27 protein-coding genes and 1 pseudogene are annotated in these 17,694 nt (G+C 33.4%); 22 read left to right on the forward strand and 6 right to left on the reverse strand.

Going from position 1 to position 17,694, the window contains the following annotated elements:
* Positions 1-2: 2 nt before the first annotated feature.
* Complete coding sequence (locus tag DSQ20_RS04770) at positions 3-1,391, reverse strand: DUF6438 domain-containing protein (protein ID WP_179366234.1); 1,389 nt, start codon at positions 1,389-1,391, stop codon at positions 3-5.
* Positions 1,392-1,393: 2 nt separating this feature from the next.
* Positions 1,394-1,777, reverse strand: coding sequence for a hypothetical protein (locus DSQ20_RS04775; protein ID WP_179366235.1), 384 nt, complete (start codon positions 1,775-1,777; stop codon positions 1,394-1,396).
* 73 nt (positions 1,778-1,850) lie between these two features.
* Between DSQ20_RS04775 and DSQ20_RS04780 the strand changes: the two genes are divergently transcribed.
* The 14 genes from DSQ20_RS04780 to DSQ20_RS04850 all read left to right on the forward strand — a co-directional run bounded on the left by DSQ20_RS04780 (position 1,851) and on the right by DSQ20_RS04850 (position 10,531).
* Complete coding sequence (locus DSQ20_RS04780; protein ID WP_179366236.1) at positions 1,851-2,960, forward strand: hypothetical protein; 1,110 nt, start codon at positions 1,851-1,853, stop codon at positions 2,958-2,960.
* Complete coding sequence (locus tag DSQ20_RS04785) at positions 2,950-3,885, forward strand: hypothetical protein (protein ID WP_179366237.1); 936 nt, start codon at positions 2,950-2,952, stop codon at positions 3,883-3,885. The genes DSQ20_RS04780 and DSQ20_RS04785 overlap by 11 nt, the downstream gene beginning before the upstream one ends.
* A complete protein-coding gene (locus DSQ20_RS04790; protein ID WP_179366238.1) occupies positions 3,882-4,319 on the forward strand; it encodes a hypothetical protein in 438 nt (145 codons plus the stop codon). Before DSQ20_RS04785 ends, DSQ20_RS04790 begins: the two co-directional genes overlap by 4 nt.
* Complete coding sequence (locus DSQ20_RS04795) at positions 4,316-4,636, forward strand: hypothetical protein (RefSeq protein ID WP_179366239.1); 321 nt, start codon at positions 4,316-4,318, stop codon at positions 4,634-4,636. The genes DSQ20_RS04790 and DSQ20_RS04795 overlap by 4 nt, the downstream gene beginning before the upstream one ends.
* A gap of 1 nt (position 4,637) precedes the next feature.
* Positions 4,638-4,871 carry a hypothetical protein gene (locus DSQ20_RS04800; RefSeq protein WP_179366240.1) on the forward strand — a complete coding sequence of 78 codons (234 nt, stop codon included), beginning with the start codon at positions 4,638-4,640 and terminating at the stop codon, positions 4,869-4,871.
* Entirely contained in the window at positions 4,868-5,473 is a 606-nt protein-coding gene (locus DSQ20_RS04805; RefSeq protein WP_179366241.1) for a hypothetical protein, read from the forward strand. The genes DSQ20_RS04800 and DSQ20_RS04805 overlap by 4 nt, the downstream gene beginning before the upstream one ends.
* A 131-nt stretch (positions 5,474-5,604) precedes the next feature.
* On the forward strand, positions 5,605-5,754 hold the full coding sequence (locus DSQ20_RS04810; RefSeq protein WP_179366242.1) for a hypothetical protein: 150 nt from the start codon (positions 5,605-5,607) through the stop codon (positions 5,752-5,754).
* Between the two features lie 531 nt (positions 5,755-6,285).
* Positions 6,286-7,599, forward strand: coding sequence for a hypothetical protein (locus DSQ20_RS04815; RefSeq protein WP_179366243.1), 1,314 nt, complete (start codon positions 6,286-6,288; stop codon positions 7,597-7,599).
* A 26-nt stretch (positions 7,600-7,625) separates the two neighbouring features.
* A complete protein-coding gene (locus DSQ20_RS04820; protein WP_179366244.1) occupies positions 7,626-7,976 on the forward strand; it encodes a hypothetical protein in 351 nt (116 codons plus the stop codon).
* A complete protein-coding gene (locus DSQ20_RS04825; protein ID WP_179366245.1) occupies positions 7,973-8,203 on the forward strand; it encodes a hypothetical protein in 231 nt (76 codons plus the stop codon). Before DSQ20_RS04820 ends, DSQ20_RS04825 begins: the two co-directional genes overlap by 4 nt.
* A gap of 124 nt (positions 8,204-8,327) precedes the next feature.
* Positions 8,328-8,528, forward strand: a complete 201-nt coding sequence (locus DSQ20_RS04830; RefSeq protein WP_179366246.1) for a hypothetical protein — start codon at positions 8,328-8,330, stop codon at positions 8,526-8,528.
* A gap of 425 nt (positions 8,529-8,953) precedes the next feature.
* Positions 8,954-9,097: a hypothetical protein gene (locus DSQ20_RS04835; RefSeq protein ID WP_007550538.1), complete on the forward strand. Its 144-nt coding sequence runs from the start codon at positions 8,954-8,956 to the stop codon at positions 9,095-9,097.
* Between the two features lie 172 nt (positions 9,098-9,269).
* Complete coding sequence (locus tag DSQ20_RS04845) at positions 9,270-9,866, forward strand: response regulator transcription factor (protein WP_255458376.1); 597 nt, start codon at positions 9,270-9,272, stop codon at positions 9,864-9,866.
* A gap of 50 nt (positions 9,867-9,916) precedes the next feature.
* A complete protein-coding gene (locus DSQ20_RS04850; protein ID WP_179366248.1) occupies positions 9,917-10,531 on the forward strand; it encodes a transcriptional regulator in 615 nt (204 codons plus the stop codon).
* Positions 10,532-10,651: 120 nt separating this feature from the next.
* Here the strand turns inward: DSQ20_RS04850 and DSQ20_RS10700 are convergent, their stop codons facing one another.
* Positions 10,652-11,974 (reverse strand): ATPase domain-containing protein, encoded by a 1,323-nt coding sequence (locus DSQ20_RS10700; RefSeq protein WP_255458377.1) that lies wholly within the window; start codon positions 11,972-11,974, stop codon positions 10,652-10,654.
* A gap of 138 nt (positions 11,975-12,112) precedes the next feature.
* Between DSQ20_RS10700 and DSQ20_RS04860 the strand changes: the two genes are divergently transcribed.
* From DSQ20_RS04860 to DSQ20_RS04875, 4 genes are read left to right on the forward strand one after another with little or no spacing between them, the layout of a single operon-like run.
* Positions 12,113-12,370: a hypothetical protein gene (locus DSQ20_RS04860; protein WP_007550533.1), complete on the forward strand. Its 258-nt coding sequence runs from the start codon at positions 12,113-12,115 to the stop codon at positions 12,368-12,370.
* A 36-nt stretch (positions 12,371-12,406) separates the two neighbouring features.
* Positions 12,407-12,646: a hypothetical protein gene (locus tag DSQ20_RS04865; protein WP_007550532.1), complete on the forward strand. Its 240-nt coding sequence runs from the start codon at positions 12,407-12,409 to the stop codon at positions 12,644-12,646.
* Positions 12,640-12,858, forward strand: a complete 219-nt coding sequence (locus DSQ20_RS04870; RefSeq protein ID WP_007550531.1) for an Lrp/AsnC ligand binding domain-containing protein — start codon at positions 12,640-12,642, stop codon at positions 12,856-12,858. The genes DSQ20_RS04865 and DSQ20_RS04870 overlap by 7 nt, the downstream gene beginning before the upstream one ends.
* 34 nt (positions 12,859-12,892) lie before the next feature.
* Positions 12,893-13,306, forward strand: a complete 414-nt coding sequence (locus DSQ20_RS04875) for a VOC family protein (RefSeq protein ID WP_007550530.1) — start codon at positions 12,893-12,895, stop codon at positions 13,304-13,306.
* Here DSQ20_RS04875 and DSQ20_RS04880 read toward each other — a convergent pair.
* On the reverse strand, positions 13,293-13,688 hold the full coding sequence (locus DSQ20_RS04880) for a hypothetical protein (RefSeq protein ID WP_179366249.1): 396 nt from the start codon (positions 13,686-13,688) through the stop codon (positions 13,293-13,295). The two genes, DSQ20_RS04875 and DSQ20_RS04880, sit on opposite strands and share 14 nt — an antisense overlap.
* Positions 13,689-13,781: 93 nt before the next feature.
* The gene (locus DSQ20_RS04885; protein ID WP_007550526.1) at positions 13,782-14,168 is read right to left on the reverse strand and encodes a hypothetical protein; all 387 of its coding nucleotides are present in this window, start codon (positions 14,166-14,168) and stop codon (positions 13,782-13,784) included.
* Between the two features lie 138 nt (positions 14,169-14,306).
* Here DSQ20_RS04885 and DSQ20_RS04890 point away from each other — a divergent pair, with 138 nt between their 5' ends.
* Entirely contained in the window at positions 14,307-14,453 is a 147-nt protein-coding gene (locus tag DSQ20_RS04890) for a hypothetical protein (RefSeq protein WP_007550525.1), read from the forward strand.
* Here the strand turns inward: DSQ20_RS04890 and DSQ20_RS04895 are convergent.
* The gene (locus tag DSQ20_RS04895) at positions 14,450-15,271 is read right to left on the reverse strand and encodes an adenylate/guanylate cyclase domain-containing protein (protein ID WP_007550524.1); all 822 of its coding nucleotides are present in this window, start codon (positions 15,269-15,271) and stop codon (positions 14,450-14,452) included. The two genes, DSQ20_RS04890 and DSQ20_RS04895, sit on opposite strands and share 4 nt — an antisense overlap.
* Before the next feature lie 209 nt (positions 15,272-15,480).
* Here DSQ20_RS04895 and DSQ20_RS04900 point away from each other — a divergent pair, with 209 nt between their 5' ends.
* The 3 genes and pseudogenes from DSQ20_RS04900 (at position 15,481) to ilvA (ending at position 17,694) form a co-directional block, all read left to right on the forward strand.
* Positions 15,481-16,092, forward strand: a complete 612-nt coding sequence (locus DSQ20_RS04900) for a hypothetical protein (protein ID WP_255458378.1) — start codon at positions 15,481-15,483, stop codon at positions 16,090-16,092.
* On the forward strand, positions 16,089-16,319 hold the full coding sequence (locus DSQ20_RS10705; RefSeq protein ID WP_255458379.1) for a hypothetical protein: 231 nt from the start codon (positions 16,089-16,091) through the stop codon (positions 16,317-16,319). The genes DSQ20_RS04900 and DSQ20_RS10705 overlap by 4 nt, the downstream gene beginning before the upstream one ends.
* 167 nt (positions 16,320-16,486) lie before the next feature.
* Positions 16,487-17,694: pseudogene (gene ilvA, locus DSQ20_RS04905) on the forward strand (threonine ammonia-lyase).

Below are 17,694 nucleotides of genomic sequence, written 5' to 3' on the forward strand. Positions count from 1 at the left end.
TGCTAGATATTTTTAGAAATCAAAAACATTTCATCATACGAGTATTCTGGAAAATAATTTTTTACAATCTCTTTTTTCATAAATTCCAGATTCTTGCCCTCGATTCTAAACTTGTATGCGTCTTTAAAGAAATCTATCTGATACGTCTTGTACATTTCTGGATTATCATTGTTTTTATCCATTGCAGAGCCACTAATCTCTATTACATTATCTCCTATTTGCCAAAACTCGGAATTATTTGCAAGATTAGGATAGTTTGAAGGAGGCAGCAAAAGATCAATGTCAATAAACAAAACAGACATAGATGAGAAATCAAAGTAGGTCATCTCTGCACGTGATGTTTTATCAATTACTTTGGCCAAAGTGAATCCTGTAAAATCCAACGGTATTTGTGGAAATGATGGATTGTTCTTTGCAAACGAATCGATGAGGATCTGCGAGTTTTGTCTTATTTCCTGCAAAGATATTTGTCGACCAATACTGATTACACCGTTTTCTTGCATAGTCCATTTTGGAGTCTCTATGATTAAAGAGCCGTCTGCATCACTTGATAAATCAAGATTTGGCAATGCAATTGGCGTGTTAGTTAGAATGTCTGCACCTGATATCAGCAGACCGTCTATAGGTCTATACATGTCTCCCCTGCATGGATTCTCCATTCTTTGACGCTGTTCCTGTGGCCAGTATTTTATCAAGCAGTGATCAGTAAGGGATACGGCGCTGTATGCCCTAAATGAAGAAGTGTTATTTACATTTCCACCTATCTCTTCTGGGAGTCTAATGAGAATGAATTTTTGGAATGGATCCCTGTCATTTGTCTTTTCAGGGTTTGGGTAATAGAAATACTCCATAGTATTTGGCTTCATGTTAAAGATAGATGCTTCTTTTGTTTTTGCAACTGGTATTGACTTGCTTGCCATTGATTTTGCACCAGACAAATCATCAACCATAATTTCAAGCTCATGCAGCCTGCTTGGACCTGCATCTCCATAGTTTGATACTATCTTTTCATAACTTTCGTTTCTAAATGAGGTGATCACAGTTGGATGATCTGTTGATCCTATCTCATATCTATCATTTAGGGAAAAATAATTTATCTCGTAGAATTTGTCAATGATTTTTTTTGTATCTCTTGTTGAAATTCCATATTGATAGATTCCAATATTTTCTACGTGTTGTTTTCCCTCATAAATTACACTTCCGTTCTCAAATACAGTAACAGAATAAACGGGACATGGACCATAGCAAGGAGTTCTTTCAAGCGATATTATTACATCATTTGAATAATCTGGTGGTGCTAAAGGAACATAAATTACGTTTAACCCAAATGCAAAGACAATTACAAACACTATGACAACAAATGGAATTAATATTTTGTAACTGTTTTTCATTTTCAGATATAATGAATCAGTTTATGGCTTTTTAATTCTGTCTCATATTGGGTAATAAAGCCACAATGCGCGCATTCAAAAAATAATTCTTTTTTCTTTACTGTTATATTTTCAAGTCTCTCTTTCATGTCTTTTACATCAAGAGGTTCTATCTTGATGTTGTCGCCTTTTGGAATGATTTGAAAATCTTCTTGCAGATTCACTGATTTTAAAAAATCTGAAATTGCATGCAGTACGTCTGATTTGTTGATACTTTTGGAATCATCAGGATTTGTGAGAATGAATTTTTCAGATTTTAGTATTGGAAGCGCTCCTAGCTTGTCTGCAACATGTATCAGCATCTGGTCTTTGATTACAGGTGCATTGGTACAGTCTACTGTTATCACATTATAATTTCAAATATGACATTCATAAAAGATTCGAAGAACTTTTCAATGATGGGATAAAATTTCATATAGTATGAAGTATCTTGTGATTTTTCTTGTATTGATTGGAATGAGTGCAATTGCATATGCTGAAGACATTCCAGTAGAGATTCAAACCCCAAATAACGTTGATCTAATAATTACAGGCATGATGGAAATGCCTGTCACAAACGAAGATCCAATTGTCATAATCATTATAGAAAACAAAACTGGTTATCCGATTCTGCTTGCCTCGACAAGTCCTGACGAGAAAGGCTATTTTTCACTTGACGTCAAAAGACAAGGTCCGTTATGGGACGGTGTAACAGAGTTTTCAGTAACAGCACAAACAGCTAAAGATACATCGGATGTAAACGCAATCAAACTGGAATACGGCGTGTATAATGTGGGCACGATTTCGTGGACAGAAGCATCATACTCTGGATTCGAAGACACCACTGGAACAATTCAGGTGTTTGATCCAGACATCAATCAGTTTTCCAATGCAGTTGACTTTCTCAGAATTAAAGTGTGGTCTGATAGCTCACCTACCAAAACTACACTTACACTAACTGAGACTGGGGTAAACACCAATACTTTTGAAGGAGATGTTATCTTTTCTAACAAGTACCAATCCTCAAGAGAAGTTGTTTTTGTTAGTAATGGAGATACTGTGACTGCAACATATGCAGATACAACACTTCCAAAAGACATGAAATCAAATGTTTATCATGTCAATGCTACAGCACTGATTGTTGGAAAGCGAGGGCCTCCAATGGAGAGAGCTCCTGCCTCAAACTTGCAGATATTTGACACGGACAAAAAACCAATACTTGGTAATGAAGTACTTGTAAACCAACAGATAAGCTTGGTTTCAGATTTGGCAAATCAGCAAAACAAGTCACAACCATTTGCATATTTGGTTCAAATTCTAAACAACCAAGACAAGGTAGAATCACTGTCATGGATTACCGGAAACCTCACGTCATTTCAGAAACTAAATCCAGGCATTACTTGGATTCCATTTGAGAAGGGAAAATTCACTGCAACCGTGTTTGTCTGGGAATCTGTCAATAACCCTACTGCACTGTCTCCTCCAGTTCAAATAGAGTTTACAGTTAAAGAAATACATCTAGACCATGAATCAGTAGAAAATGAAAACTAGACTTTTGACAATTATTACTGGCATACTAGTGTTGTCTCTGTTTATTATTGTAGACAATTCTGAAATAAAGTACGCATATGGAGGCTGTGTTGCAACAATTCTACCCCAACCTTGCTTTGATTCCTTTATGGGAAGTCATGAGCCAATGACTCAAAAATCAATCATGGAAAATTTTGCCAGATACATTGAGCTAAACTTTGGAGAGTGGCAGATGTCCGATAGGAAATGGGACAATGCTAATACACCATTGCAACTGCCTGCAATAATCTGTACAGAATTTGTAGCAGATGGAATGAGACATTATCGAATGGCAGAATGGGCGGATCCATACAGAATTTCCAGCTTTGAAGATCATAGAAATGACTTTCTTTGCAACAAATGGCTTGCACCAATTGATGATGGAGTAAAGATAAGATGGGACAAACCCCGATACCTAGCAAATGATGTTGGAATTGTCACAGTAACTGACAAAGAAAATAACCTAGACCACAAAAAACAAGACTCTTTTGATATTCATGTGTGGTCAGACACTGATCATACTGGTATCCAATTAACCATAACTGAAACTGAAATTGATAACGGAATTTTTGAAGGGACTGTTTTCCTTACTACTGAGGGCAAATCAGAAGGGACTAGGCTTTTAGTAGAAGATGCAGTATATGCCGAACACAAATCAAGTGTCCACTTTGTAAGAATCACTAATGAACTGTCTGAAGATGTTTTAGATGAATCACATGTAAATGATTTTCAAGACACTAAAAACCCAAATGATTGCAAGTATCAAGACGATGATGGGAATATTTTGCCATGCACAATGGGCAATGGTATTGATGTGGTTGGTATGTTTTTTGTTGTTTTTTGGCCATATGTGATTTTAGGAATTGTAATTTCAGCAGTTTTCATTGTGTGGAGAATTAGAAAATGAATGTCATAATAATTGGAATTTTACTTGGCATTGCAAGTTTCTTTGCGCTGCAAATGATACTTCCGTTTCCATATGGGTTAGTTGCATGGTTCATAATTCTTTGGTTAATCATACGATATGCAAAAAAATATACTGTAATTCAAAAAGACTCTGTATTAAATTACAGGCGTATTGATCCAATAAATGAAAAAGAAAAAGATCAAAATGACGAAGCGTTGAGAATTTTAGAAAAAAAGTACATTGAAGAAAAAATCTCAAAAGAAGAATATCTCAAAAGAAAAAAAGAATTTTTAGACATTGAATACAATCCAAGAAAATGCAAAGTTTGCGGTTCTGAAGAGTTTGAGTTTATCTCAGAAAAAAGATCAGAGAAACCAGATGAAGATACTTATGATATCGGATATTACAAATGTAAAAAATGTGGCACAACATGAAGACAGACTCTAGAATAATAATTTCAATTGACAAGCAATTTTACAGTGAAAATGATGAGATTAGAATTCATGTGTGGTTTAACCACGAGTTTTACACATATGCAACATTGACTATTCTCAGTCCTACAGGCATAACAATTGATTCTGCAGGACTAAAAACTGATACCAAAACTACTGAAACGTTTGCGTTTACCTGTGGCGGTCCACTTATGTTTGAAAACGGATACTATACTATAAGGGTCCAATGTGAAAATGTCATATCTGAAAATATGTTTGAATACTATAATTCTAAAAATAGATTCAAATCTAAATTGTGAGATGAATGCAAAAATGAATCCAAACATCTTATTTGTGTTAAATGCCGGAATAGTGGGTTTTCTAAGTATTGGTGCTGTTTATTTTACAATCATCCCCATGATTATGTGGGGAACTAGCCTAGAGAGAATAATCTCTAGTGTAACTCAAAATTATGCAATGATTGGTTTGTGGTTAATTTATTTTATCAGTATTATTTTTTTGCCAATAACTATGACAAAGAAAATTAGAAAATGAAAACTAGAGTTTTGATAATCATTATGATTGTAATTATTTCTACATATCCTGTTACTGCGGTTTTTGCAAGTTGTGGTGGAAGCACACTACAGTTTCAGTATGATTCTGCTGATAGTGTCTTTCATGGAAGTGTTGTTCAAAAACAAACTATTGCTGATAATCCACACCAAACAATAGTTGTTTTTAGTATAATCGAGTCATTCAAAGGAATTAATTCTGATCAGATAGATGTGAAAATACCTGAAAGTTTAGAAGACGAATTTGAATATGGATCGGAGTATGTAATATTCGCACATGGTTTGGAACAACCGCTTGGCACACAACTGTGTACGTTTTCCTTTTTTGCATTTCCTACCGTATTGAATATTGTTTCCCAACTGTCAAACATGAATAATCCTTATAGTGAAATTTCCGAGTATGATATTTACGATCATTTAACAGAGCCTGAAAAAATACAACTGGAGGACATCTCTACTAGTTTTGCTCAAGAACGGCAAAAGGAACGCGATAGAATTTATGGGCAGATGTTGTTGATTGGAGCCCCTACAGCTATCGGAATTGGTGTTGCAGTAATGTGGGTAATTAAATTAAAATCAAAATGAAGTGTGTGCAAGCGATAAAAAGAAATTTTATGCAATGTATTAGAGTTACATAAATCAGAAAGTTACAGTGTTTTTGTAATGTTAAAAAAATATACATCGTTTGTTATATTCAATATTAAGAGATACTAGACATGGAATTTGTCACTATGATTATGGCTGTAATGAATAACATATTTGAACAGGTTTTTGAGGTTGCAAGCAACGATGTCCTAAAAGAATGGGGAGTCAAAACAGTGGAAAGTATTGCAGATAAGGCATTGCAAAACATGCCTCAAGTTTAGATCATCTGATGTCAAGCGCGCAATCCCAGATTTGACAAAAAATATTCTTAATTAGCAATCAATTTGCATATCTGATTTTGTATGGCATGGGTTAGAATTTTCTTTACTAGGGATGCATGATGTTTGCATAAATTCTCATTTAAGATACATTCTTTACAGTTTATGATTTCATTAAAAACTAGATTTTCTGCGATCTGCATCGAGTTATCATATTTGTATCTCAATATTTCCCATACAGCAATCTCAAATAAAAATAATTCCCAAAAATGACAACTAAAAAAAGACCTAATCCAGATACAAAACATCAGAAGAACTTATGAATATGTGAACTTTGAAATTATGTGTGAATCAATGCAAGAATATCTGCAAGAATTATCCGCAGGGGAAAAATAACAGAATATACCAAGAGGGCGGGAGTTTTTGCAGAAATTGTGACTATTATTTTGAGGAATGGGTAATCAAATGTCCGTGCTGTAATGCTAAGACTAGACACAGTACTAGAAACCGAAAAAATCAGGTGTTGCAGAGGATATGAAGTGTTTTGTAATCTTTTTGATTTTTATTGGATTTGTAGGATTTGCATATGCTCAATCAGAAAACTATTCTCCATCAGGCAGAGATTATGTGCCGTACACTGAAAATTACAATGTAAAATTTACTCATGATGGAAAGATTGACTATGATTTGCTAATTTTAAAAATAATGCCAGATATCTTTGAAGAGAAACTACGTGAAATGGGTGTAAATATCTCTGCATCAGATATTGTACTTAATCGCGGTCCACAAATCTCGATGTACCAAGAATCAAGTTCTGTTTGTGGTTATGTGATTGACTATACGGATGATCAAGTTTACTGGCTGCAAGCTGGAATTAACAGTACTGCAATTCGATCCACGGAGATTTTCACTGAAACTCCTAAACCCAATGTGCCTCCTGAAGTTGAAATAGAAGAATGGAATTTGGGTTGGTGCTTTGGTCCATTAAAGGAGCAAGTTGCCGTTATATTTCTAAAAGAAAAATCGTATCTTACACAAGAAGAAGAATCTATTGTTGCCGCTGCAATAAAACATGATCTGCGTGGCAATCCAAATCTGGGTCATCAGGAGTTTAAAGTAGGTAAATTCAATTTTGATTACGGTGATGATGTGTTGGCTTTCTGTGGGGAATTTCAGATTCCTTTTGGAGGAGGTCTTAATTTCTTTGGCGGTGCAATGCAAAAAAACATTTTAGATGATTTTCATTTAGAGAATAGCTTGTCTCCATTATGCGCAATCAGTGAAGATGCTAAAGTATTTTCTGTATCGTTTTCAAATGAAACTCCTAAACCTGTATTAGAAAAATGGAAAAATAACAGAATGGAAACTGTTTATCTCAAACCAGACTCAGTTGAAAAACTCTTGGAGAGAAATTACATGATGGTCAAATCAGCTCATAATATGATTTTAGAATATGCAACATCATTAGATATAGAATTTATTGATTATTTCCCAAATGACAGCAATACAGTTTTTGAGATTAAACCAAGCCCTGATGACACGTTTGTGAAGATCAGAGTTCCACAAAACGGCGGAAACTATTACATGAGTTATGGTCCTAATGAATGGAATAAAGGCGATTTAACCGGTGTATCCATCTTAGTTGATGGGGTAGAGGTATCGTATAAAAAACAACCATTTGTACAAGCACCAGATGCACCTTATCCTCAATACTTTACTGATTACATATTCAAATTTCCTGCAAAGTCATCAACGTTTAATGTAATTTTATTTATAGAAAACTACGTACCTGATTCAGATCATTCTGATGATGAATGGGATGGATATGCCCCTGTGGATGAATATTAGATATTTGTTGAAACTAAAATTAGAAAATGAAAACTAGATACATTGTAATTTTTACAGTAATAGGACTAGTTGCAATATTTCCAGTAATTTCTATCGTATTTTATGGAGCAGTTCCAGTTGGAATCAATTACAAATATTTTGAAAACTGTGAAGACTGTGATATCATTTTAGATGGATTACGTGCAACTGATTCCAAGAGTACTCAAAATCCAAACGAGTGCTGGTATCAAGAAAGTGATGGAAGTTTTACTCCTTGTAAAATAGATGATGGTGGCCCGTCTATGATGTTTGGAATGTTTTTAGTTGTTTTCTGGCCTTGGATTATTTTGGGAATTAGTATAGTAATAATTTTCATAATTTGGAGAAATAGAAAATGAAAACTAGACTTTTGATAATTATTGGGGTAGTGTTAATGATCGACGGATTTTCATCATTTTTTTATTCAACATTTATGATGTTTCCTCCTACAGAACCTCCAATGATGCGATCAATAGAAGGAATGGATTATGTTTTGTTTATGTATAAACATGTTTTTTTGTTTAGTGGAATAATTGGAATTTTTGTAACTATTGCAGGAATTATTTTCTGGAGAAAAAGAAAATGATTTATGATTGTCCCTTCTGCGGTTACAAAACCCAATACAAAGAAGTGATTTTTATTCACAATTATCTTCAAAAAAAATATGGTTATTGCAAGGACTTTGATCCTTCTTTCTTAGGAAATAGAAAATGAACCTCGATTTTTTTGCCAATCACAAAAAAACTACAATCGTATTGTTAATTTTCTCAGTTATTGGAATGTGGTTTATTGGAATGATGGTTTTTTCTATGATTGGTAGTGTTGATACATGTTATCGACTAAGAGATAATTTACAGGAAATTGAAGGTACAGTCTCTATCTGCAATCTTTTTTTCTGGTTTACTGGTTAAATCCCGCCCTATTCCTAGAAAGAAAATTACTCCCAAATAGTGCAAAATCTTTGTTCCTAACTATATCCCCCGCGCTATATGTGGTAGACCAAATTTGAACCAATAAATCATATGAACATCAATAAATCATTCCATTTGAATTTTAATCGACTCGAAACAGGAGATGCTAAAATAATTAAAAATTGGTAATTTTTGAGCAGGGATCTAAACTAATCACTTATAATTCCCCGCTGGCATTTACTATTCACATTACTTCAACAACAAATTAATCGTAAATCAATCCGTCCTGAGACTATTCTAATGATTATTTATCGTAATATTTCATACATGTATTTCCATATTTGGAAATATTCTAATTTCTTTGACATTTTAGTAAACAAGTGAGTTTACATAATTCAAAATAATATACAATTGTATAGTTTGCAATGGCAGAAAGAATAACCATAATGTTAAACAGCGATATTGCAAAAAAGCTGCGAAATTTACAAGCCAAAAAACTGCGAGAATCTGCATCCTCTGTCAGCTTTTCACGAATCATAAATGAGATCCTGGAAAAGGGACTAAAGTAATGCTAGTTCTGTTTGACTGATCTATGAATGGTTCGTAAATGTCTTTTTAGATTGCCTTCTCCTGACAGGCGTTTTGAGCAATGGGGACATTGAACTTTTTTGACCATTTCTTATATTCATAAAAAGTATGAATATATTATAAGTTATTATGTCATGAAGTTCTATATACCATATGGCAAGTTGTATTGTAGTGGATGATGATCCAGACATTGTTAGCGTATTTTGTGATATGCTATGTATGATCGAAGTAAATGTTCTTGCAACTGCTAATGATGGCAATCATGCAGTACGTATGTACAAAAAGCATCATCCTGATATTGTTTTTACGGATTTGAATATGCCCAGATATGATGGACTGTATGCAATTGAGAAGATCAAGGACATAAATCCTGATGCCAGGATAATAGTAATCACGGGCGATTCTAATGCATACATGCATCCGTTTCTAAGCTCGTTAAATGTACGGGTAATTCAAAAGCCATTTGCTGTCCAAGCAATAAAAAAAGCAATAACTGACTGTCTGACTGGAAATTCAGAGCAGATATCATTTGACATCAAATATCAATTCAAGGGGGAAACCAAGTCATATTCATGCACAGTTAACTATGAGCAATACAAGAACTTCAAAGCATTGCCAGTCGTAGAAAAATGTGAAATAATCAAAAAAGCAAAAAACAATTTGACAAATATGCTGATGAGATGCGCAAAGCCATCAATCTGGCAATCAGAAATGATACCAGTCACATTCGTAGACTGTCTGAAATGGTAACCTGATTAAACCAAAAAATATTAATATGAAAGTATGAACTAATGAATATCATGACTGGCGTTACCCAACTGTTGGCAAAGTCACTTGAAAAAACAATGCTGAAAAATCTTGGCGAAAACACCGTTCACAAGATACAGGACAGATTATTTGAGAGATATGGTATATCCATAACCCAGTCCATGGAAGAGTTTGAAAAATTAGATTCTGTATTGAGGGAATTTTTTGGAGCAGGAGCTGAGGGACTAGAAAGAAAATTCCTTGAAAGTCTGTGCAGCATTAAATCAAAAAAAGACCAGACACAAAAGAGATTTACAATATCAGAGCCATCAATTGGACAATCAATCCTAAAAGCATACAGTGATGATGAGGCATCAAAAATACTAAATGCGTCAATTGGCGAGTCATGGACAATTTTGGAAATGCTAGAAAAATTGCAGATTCCACAGACATCAGGATACAGAAAAGTCAATTCACTAATCGAAGACGGACTCTTGATAAAAGATGGACACGAGATATCTGCAAGTGGACGCAAGACTGACAAATACAAGTCATTGTTTGACAATGTGGAAATTGACATCAAAAACAACAAGGTTACAGTAAATGTCCAGTTTACACAAAACGTTATTGATCAAAGTCCAATACTTCAGACCGTATACAGAATCTAAATCAAAACGTATTTTAAAAAATTACATTATACACATGAATAAGCATAATTTATGTGGGAACTCATATGACAAGGCAAATCCACTAATGGCATTTTTCAAATATTATATTTTGATGTTTGATTATGCTTCTAAGATATGTAAACCATCACCATCCAAAATAATTGGATGAATTTGCTGACTGTGTTTGATGCCACGAAGTTTTTTGATCTGAATAGTTTGTCTTGGAGTATTTACTATTATTTGATTATTCATTTGAATAATCCCAGATGTGACAAACCATTCCAAAGGAATCTCGTTGTTTTCTGAATGCTCTGATATTATCAGCGAAGTTACGCCATAATTTTCTAATGCCTGAATCATTCCTTGCAAACCCTGTCTCATGTAAAATTTATCCAAATACTGCATTGCAAGAATTGTAACAGAGTCCATCACCACTCTTTTTGCTTCGATTCTTTTGATGCTGCTTAGCAGCAATTTTGTCAAGTGCTCAAATGGCATCTGCTCTCCCCTGTATAGGGAATCATCTTTGCCAATCATCTCATCTTGAATCTTAAACGGTCTTGCATCAATCATCATGATTTTGTCTTTGCTGATTAGATCATCAAAATCCCAGCCAAATGATTTGCAGTCATTTTTTATCTCATCGATATTTTGTGACATTGTTACGTATACGCCTGGCTCATCAAAGTCACGTGCACCGGAATACAGGAATTGCAATCCAAATGTTGTTTTTCCACTGCCAGGTGGGCCGGATATTATGACAGACCTGTTCTTTTTTAATCCGCCAGAAATTATAGAATCTAGTCCGGGAATGCCTGTTTTAATTAGTGATGTGTGCGTTTGATTATATTTTTTGTTGTTAAACATTTTGAATTGGGATTTATAGATTATGATAAAGAGAGTAGTACAAACAATAGCGATGATAATTGAAAAAAAATTATCAAAAAGAAAATAAATTGATGCAATTAATGAAATCAGAATAGTCGATGTAAAAATAATCTGAAAAGGATAAAATCGATTCACTGAGGGTTTATCTTCAATTTTGAAATAATCGTCATATTTTATTGTCTGTTTATCTAGGGGCTGTTTTGTAATTTCAATCTGTCTGGATATTGGAATGTCATCATAACATAATTCATGAAACCAAAAATTTTTTTCCCTTATTGCCCTTTGATTCAAACCAATTTCTGACTCACATCTATCACATTTAATTAAATCTTGAACAAAAATTCTTTGTTTTGCTTTTTCTGTTTTCTCAACATCCAAATCACTCTGATGGATTTTTTGAATTTCATCTAACATTCGATCTAGGTATTTTTTATCCGATTGAAAAATCTCCTGTCTTTTTTGAATTCTCTCTATTAGGTACTGGGTTCTTCCCCAATCCCCTAAATTATGTTGCATACTTTCTTCTAATTTTGCGACAAGTTCATCATCATTCAATAATTATGGTTATTTTTGATTTTTAGTAATCATATATGGGCTGTCAAAATTTGTCTATCGGTCAAATATTTGTACTTTTTAAAAAAAATATTCTGCATAATATTTAAAAACAAGGCAACCTCTTGTTTTTCGACATTAATGGCTGAAAAAAAGACCGTAAAGAAGACTGCCTCAAAGACTAAAGCAGTAAAATCAAAGATAAAAATCACTCCAAAGGCAAAACCCTCTACATCAAAGGCAAAAGCAACAAAATCAAAGCCCAAAAAATCAAAAGAAGAAAGCGACGATATGGGAATTGTTATTGTAGATGATGACATTGTCATTGATCAGGAAAAAGTAAACGAAGAAAGAAGGGCATATCTTGAAGAATCTAGGTCTCAAGACGCATATGACTAAAGCAATCTTTATTCGTTCTAAGATCATATAATCAATATGAAAGCATTATGCCTGATTACCGTAAAACCAGGTAAAGTGGATGTAGTTGTTGACATTGTAAAGAAAAAACGTAAAATAGTAAAAACTACTATGGTAGTTTCAGGTAGGGCAGATATTGCTGCAGTATTACATGGAAGTATTGACGAGATTAACAATACTGTAATTGATTTTAAAAAAATCAAAGAGATTGTAACTACTGAGACACTAATTGAAGTAGAGGTGAATATGGGTTGGTAAGAGCTATAGTATTGGTAAAATCCCCTAAGAAATTAATTGCTGCAAGACTACGTAAAGTAAATTCTGTTTATGATTCATTTCCCACAAGTGGCCAATTTGATGCAGTGGCCATTATTGAGGTTGAGAACCTTGGAAAAATTAAAGAAATTACCAATCAAATTCAAAAAATAAACGGTGTAGAAAGAACTGAAACCATGATTGAAGTTCAATAACAAAGAATTTAACATACTTTGGAGTAGGGTTTGTGTGAATATCAAAAAAGTCGGAAATGTCATTTTAGCAGTTAAAGACATTGATAAATCACTGAAATTCTATCATGAAATTATTGGATTGCCAATAAAAAGACAGAGACGATCATGGGTAGATTTGGGCACTTCTGGTGCTTTGCTGAGTTTACATCCTGCATCACTTACAGCGCAGCATATAGGAAGCTCAATTGAAAATGGAATTACAATTGGATTTTTGGTAGGTGATGTCTCGTCTGCAGTTGAAGAATTAAGATCAAAAGGTGTTAAAATCCACCGTGAAATTGTAGATAGAGATGCTGGAAAAAACGCAGTTATTTTGGATCCTGACGATTATTTAATTTCATTATTTGAACCATCATTTGATGATAAAACAGAACAAACAACTGGATATCACGGATTTACTCCCGCCTAGATTGTTTTTTAATAGTGTTAATTATTTTATCAATACTTTTTGCAGATCTATCAATTGAAATGTAATATGTCATTTCATCTTTTTGAAAAATTACGATAGATACTTTTTGATGTTGTAATAAAACATAATCTAATTTTCCCACCGCACTTACTGTGTCTTTTCTTAGTGTCATTAATGTAGATATTATGAAAAACTCATTTTTGACTTGTTCTGATTTTAATAATGGTTTTACGTTTGGTCTTACAATTCCAGTTAAAGTTCGACCGTATGAATTTACTATGCCTACATATCGTATGCTCTTTGATAATCCAATAATGCCTTGACATTTTTTTCTGTATTGAATGATTTTATTTTTCCAAATTTCAGATGGAGTTTTTGCCATATTAAAAATTAAATTTGAAATTAATAAGCATTCTTACTTGGTAGAACAGACTTTTTCAAATTAGGCTTGTTTGAAAATCTCGACTAAACCTTGCTAGTTCATTTTTGAATGAGAATCTTTTTTCTCATCTAGTTTTTTCTTTAATTCTAGGTTTTCTTTTAACAGTTTGTCATTTTCTGCTTTTAGTGTATTGACAGAATTTACTCGATTAAACAATGGGTGTCCTGGAGGAATAATTCCATTCGAATTCATTGTCAATAAACCTGAGGCATATCTTTGATATGATTGCTGAAACCCTTGCAATTTTTTATTAATCGTAGCATTATCTTCTGCAAATTTTTCTTTCATGGGATTTTCAAAAATTTTGAACATCTGATTTGTCAATCCTGGAGGTAGTCTTGGAAATTGTAATGCTAGATGAGGGATGTTTGGATTTAGTCCATACAGGTCTCTGAGATGTCTTATTGGCAAATCTTCCATGATAATTCGCTATTTTTGCCATATTTTTGCCTTGTCTTTAGGCGTTTGATATGCAATAAAGCTAATTTGCAGTCATTTTAGCTCAATTTGAGCTGATCGCTGATCCTTATAGATTCCAATTTTAGATCGCAAATAGGCATGACAGAAATAACTAAGACGTGTATACGATGTAATAAAAACATCATAGATGGAGATCTGCATAAAATTGTAATTTATGTAATTCAAGAAAAATTCACTGAACATCATTATGAACACGTTGAGTGTCCTGGTAAATTTACTGTTTAACCAATATACTCATAAACTTTGTAAATTTCACCAGACAGTCTTGAACGGTATTTCCATTCATTATTTTTCCATACTACTTCTTTAAACAAAATTTGATTGTTAGGATGTAATTTGCGATAGACATCATCTCCAAATAAAATTTGATTTGGTTTTGCAAGCGATTGAATTTTGGATGCAATATTCATTGCAGGTCCCATTAAATCTACATGTGACACATCTGGATTGGAACCATATCTCACAACAATACTCTGTCCAAAGTCAGCTCCAATTTTTACCATTAAATCAGGATAATCATATTGATTCAAAATTGGATTGATGCCTTTTTGTATTACTGCAAGCATTGATTTTGCACAGCTTAGTGCATTATCTGCAGCTAATAGTCCGTTATTTGATGCAACAAAATATCCAATGACTGCATCCCCGACAAATTTTAAAACATAACCGTTATGCAAGTTAATTACTGATGCCATCTCTTGAGCAAATGAACTAATTATTATTGCAAGTTTTTCTTCAGGTAGTTCTAAGGTCATAGTGGTAGACCCTACTAAATCAACATATAGAGCAATCATGTCAAATTTGGCAAAAACGTTTTTTCTGAGAAATTTTTCAGAATCATCAGTTATTCCGACATATTCATAACCTTGTTTCAATGCGCCCCAAATTCGTTTCTGGGTTTCTAAGATCATTGAATCAAAATCCACTATTTTTTGCTCATTTTTACCTAGTAGCACATCTAACACATTTGGATTTGACTGTTCATTTGAAACAGTATCTTTTTGACTCATTTTTGGTTTATCAGATTCGTTAATTTTTGACATTTTATCCCTCTATTCTAACGGAAAATCCGTATTACAGATAAGGCATTTTCCTCTATTCCCCTTATAACCTTCATTATAGTATTGCACGATGGTAGATCCACACTGATTACAGATTATTTTAGGTTTGGACATGAAGGAAATAGCTTATTTTTGTATTTAAAACCTACAAAATCTTAAGGTTTAATGACTGTAAAAATTTGTTAGTTATTGTGCGATTAGGATCTAGATCATCAAATGAGTACATTCAACTTCTAAATAAGCAAAATGATGATATTCAACAGCAATTTCTTGAAAAAATACTACACATTACAAAATTAAAAAATGTCCAAGTTATGTTAGGCGATGCAACAATTACAGAACAAAAAACATTCGACCCAGCACTAGTAAACAATTTTTATCAAACAATAATTAAAAACTTGAAAGACTGGTCAGTTCAAGAAATTTCTATTTCAAATAACGAGGATGTTAGAAGGATTTTTACAAAGTTTGAGATAAGAGAAGGAAACTATCTAATTTCTGGACATATGTCTCTGCAATACCATGTTCTGTTATACTATAAGCCAGATCAACAAGTAATCAAATTACAAAAGGAATTATCTGACATAATTGATTTGACAAAAAACAAGGAAAAACAAATGTCTGATAACAGTGATCAATTTGTATTAAATAAATTAAAAGAAAAAGGCTACAAAGATTTTGATCATCAAAAATTATTTGAAATATTTTATGAAAATGATGAGTTTAGAGAAAAAATATACAAAGAAATCGAAAATGAAATTGAAGTTGATTTTCAAGAGTTGTCAAATAAAAAAACAAATTGATCAAGGATTTAGATAATTTACTAGTTGAAACTTATCAGACTAGTCCTGTTCTTATTGATGATACTCGATTAATAACAGGGGAAGAAGGATGTTTATGTACATTTGATATTGAATTTATTAAAAATAAAACAAAGGAAGGACTATTTGATCCTCGTAAGATGTCGGAGTCTGTAAAAGACAGCATCATAAAGCGATTAGACGAGTTTTCAAAATTATTGCAAAATTAATTTATTATTTAATTTAAAAAATCCTACTCTTAATTACATTGAGAATGAATTTGTGTCATTATCGTGGTTATTGGCCATATTCTCAAAATTCGTGCATAAAATTGGAATAAAAATTCGATCATTCAATGGAAGAAGTCAAATATCTCTTTTATCTAGCAGAATTTCTAATGAATCCATCATACGATGAAATACAAAACGCAAACTCATTACGAGGAAAAGACGTACGAAAAACACCCCTAGTGTATTCACCTACATTTAGCAATCTTACAGGTTCTGAAGTTTATTTAAAAGCAGAGTTTCAACAAAAAACAGGATCGTTTAAACTTCGTGGCGCATATTATAAAATAAGTCAATTACCCCCTGATGGAAAAAAACATGGAGTGGTTGCAGCATCTGCTGGGAATCATGCTCAAGGAGTTGCATTTGCATCTTCATTGGAAAAAATACCATGCACTATTGTTATGCCAAAAATGCATCACCATCAAAAGTAGCTGCAACTAGAGGTTATGGTGCAAACGTAATCTTAGAGGGCATCAACTATGAAGAGTCATCGGCTAAAGCAAAAGAGATTTCACAAAAAACAGGTGCAACAATGATACATGCTTTTGATGATCCACAGATCATAGCTGCTCAAGGAGTAATTGGATTGGAAATTCTAGAAGATTTACCAGATGTAGATGAAGTGTATGTGCCAATAGGTGGGGGCGGACTTGCGGCAGGAGTTTTAATTGCCATAAAGGAAAAGAATCCAAAGATCAAAGTAGTAGGCGTTCAATCAAGCTCGTTTCCATCAATGTATGAATCAGTAAAAAACGGGTCTTTAACATCAAGTGGCGGTGAAAGAACTATTGCTGATGGAATATCTGTCAAAGTGCCGGGGCAAACAACTTTTTCAATAATTAAAGAACTAATTGACGAGATAGTATTGGTTGATGATTCAGATATCATCAAAGCAATGTTCTTACTCATGGAGAGAATGAAATTTGTAGTAGAACCAGCCGGAGTAGTAGGTTTGGCCTACTTAATATCTGCAAAACCATCACCTGGAAAAAAAGTTGTTCCTATACTAACGGGAGGCAATGTCGACATGTATCTTTTAGGACAAATTGTAGATAAAGGGTTGGCAACAATGGGACGTTTACTCAAATTATCTATTTTGTTACCCGACAGACCCGGAGCATTTAAAGAAATAGTAGATGAAATTAGTGCAGCAAATGCAAACATTGTCGAAGTGGTACACGATAGATTAAGTTCCAACATAAATGCAGGCTCTGCTGGAGTTACACTAAGCTTAGAAACACAGGGAAAAGAACAAGCAGATAAACTAATTGAGACATTAAAAAAGAAAAATATTCAGTTTAGATTATTGACATAA

This window comes from Nitrosarchaeum sp. AC2 (assembly GCF_013407385.1).
Taxonomy (GTDB): Archaea; Thermoproteota; Nitrososphaeria; order Nitrososphaerales; family Nitrosopumilaceae; genus Nitrosarchaeum; species Nitrosarchaeum koreense.

Excerpts from the sequence above, each read along its gene's own strand:
- DSQ20_RS04860 (WP_007550533.1), top strand. The coding sequence starts at position 12,113 with ATGGCTGAAAAAAAGACCGTAAAGAAGACTGCCTCAAAGACTAAAGCA.
- DSQ20_RS04835 (WP_007550538.1), top strand. The coding sequence starts at position 8,954 with ATGGCAGAAAGAATAACCATAATGTTAAACAGCGATATTGCAAAAAAG.
- DSQ20_RS04815 (WP_179366243.1), top strand. The coding sequence starts at position 6,286 with ATGAAGTGTTTTGTAATCTTTTTGATTTTTATTGGATTTGTAGGATTT.
- DSQ20_RS04820 (WP_179366244.1), top strand. The coding sequence starts at position 7,626 with ATGAAAACTAGATACATTGTAATTTTTACAGTAATAGGACTAGTTGCA.
- DSQ20_RS04770 (WP_179366234.1), bottom strand. The coding sequence starts at position 1,391 with ATGAAAAACAGTTACAAAATATTAATTCCATTTGTTGTCATAGTGTTT.
- DSQ20_RS04790 (WP_179366238.1), top strand. The coding sequence starts at position 3,882 with ATGAATGTCATAATAATTGGAATTTTACTTGGCATTGCAAGTTTCTTT.
- DSQ20_RS04865 (WP_007550532.1), top strand. The coding sequence starts at position 12,407 with ATGAAAGCATTATGCCTGATTACCGTAAAACCAGGTAAAGTGGATGTA.
- DSQ20_RS04830 (WP_179366246.1), top strand. The coding sequence starts at position 8,328 with ATGAACCTCGATTTTTTTGCCAATCACAAAAAAACTACAATCGTATTG.
- DSQ20_RS04850 (WP_179366248.1), top strand. The coding sequence starts at position 9,917 with ATGACTGGCGTTACCCAACTGTTGGCAAAGTCACTTGAAAAAACAATG.
- DSQ20_RS04780 (WP_179366236.1), top strand. The coding sequence starts at position 1,851 with ATGAAGTATCTTGTGATTTTTCTTGTATTGATTGGAATGAGTGCAATT.
- DSQ20_RS04785 (WP_179366237.1), top strand. The coding sequence starts at position 2,950 with ATGAAAACTAGACTTTTGACAATTATTACTGGCATACTAGTGTTGTCT.
- DSQ20_RS04890 (WP_007550525.1), top strand. The coding sequence starts at position 14,307 with ATGACAGAAATAACTAAGACGTGTATACGATGTAATAAAAACATCATA.
- DSQ20_RS04795 (WP_179366239.1), top strand. The coding sequence starts at position 4,316 with ATGAAGACAGACTCTAGAATAATAATTTCAATTGACAAGCAATTTTAC.
- DSQ20_RS04825 (WP_179366245.1), top strand. The coding sequence starts at position 7,973 with ATGAAAACTAGACTTTTGATAATTATTGGGGTAGTGTTAATGATCGAC.
- DSQ20_RS04845 (WP_255458376.1), top strand. The coding sequence starts at position 9,270 with ATGGCAAGTTGTATTGTAGTGGATGATGATCCAGACATTGTTAGCGTA.
- DSQ20_RS04880 (WP_179366249.1), bottom strand. The coding sequence starts at position 13,688 with ATGGCAAAAACTCCATCTGAAATTTGGAAAAATAAAATCATTCAATAC.
- DSQ20_RS04895 (WP_007550524.1), bottom strand. The coding sequence starts at position 15,271 with ATGTCAAAAATTAACGAATCTGATAAACCAAAAATGAGTCAAAAAGAT.
- DSQ20_RS04810 (WP_179366242.1), top strand. The coding sequence starts at position 5,605 with ATGGAATTTGTCACTATGATTATGGCTGTAATGAATAACATATTTGAA.
- DSQ20_RS04805 (WP_179366241.1), top strand. The coding sequence starts at position 4,868 with ATGAAAACTAGAGTTTTGATAATCATTATGATTGTAATTATTTCTACA.
- DSQ20_RS04885 (WP_007550526.1), bottom strand. The coding sequence starts at position 14,168 with ATGGAAGATTTGCCAATAAGACATCTCAGAGACCTGTATGGACTAAAT.
- DSQ20_RS04800 (WP_179366240.1), top strand. The coding sequence starts at position 4,638 with ATGAATGCAAAAATGAATCCAAACATCTTATTTGTGTTAAATGCCGGA.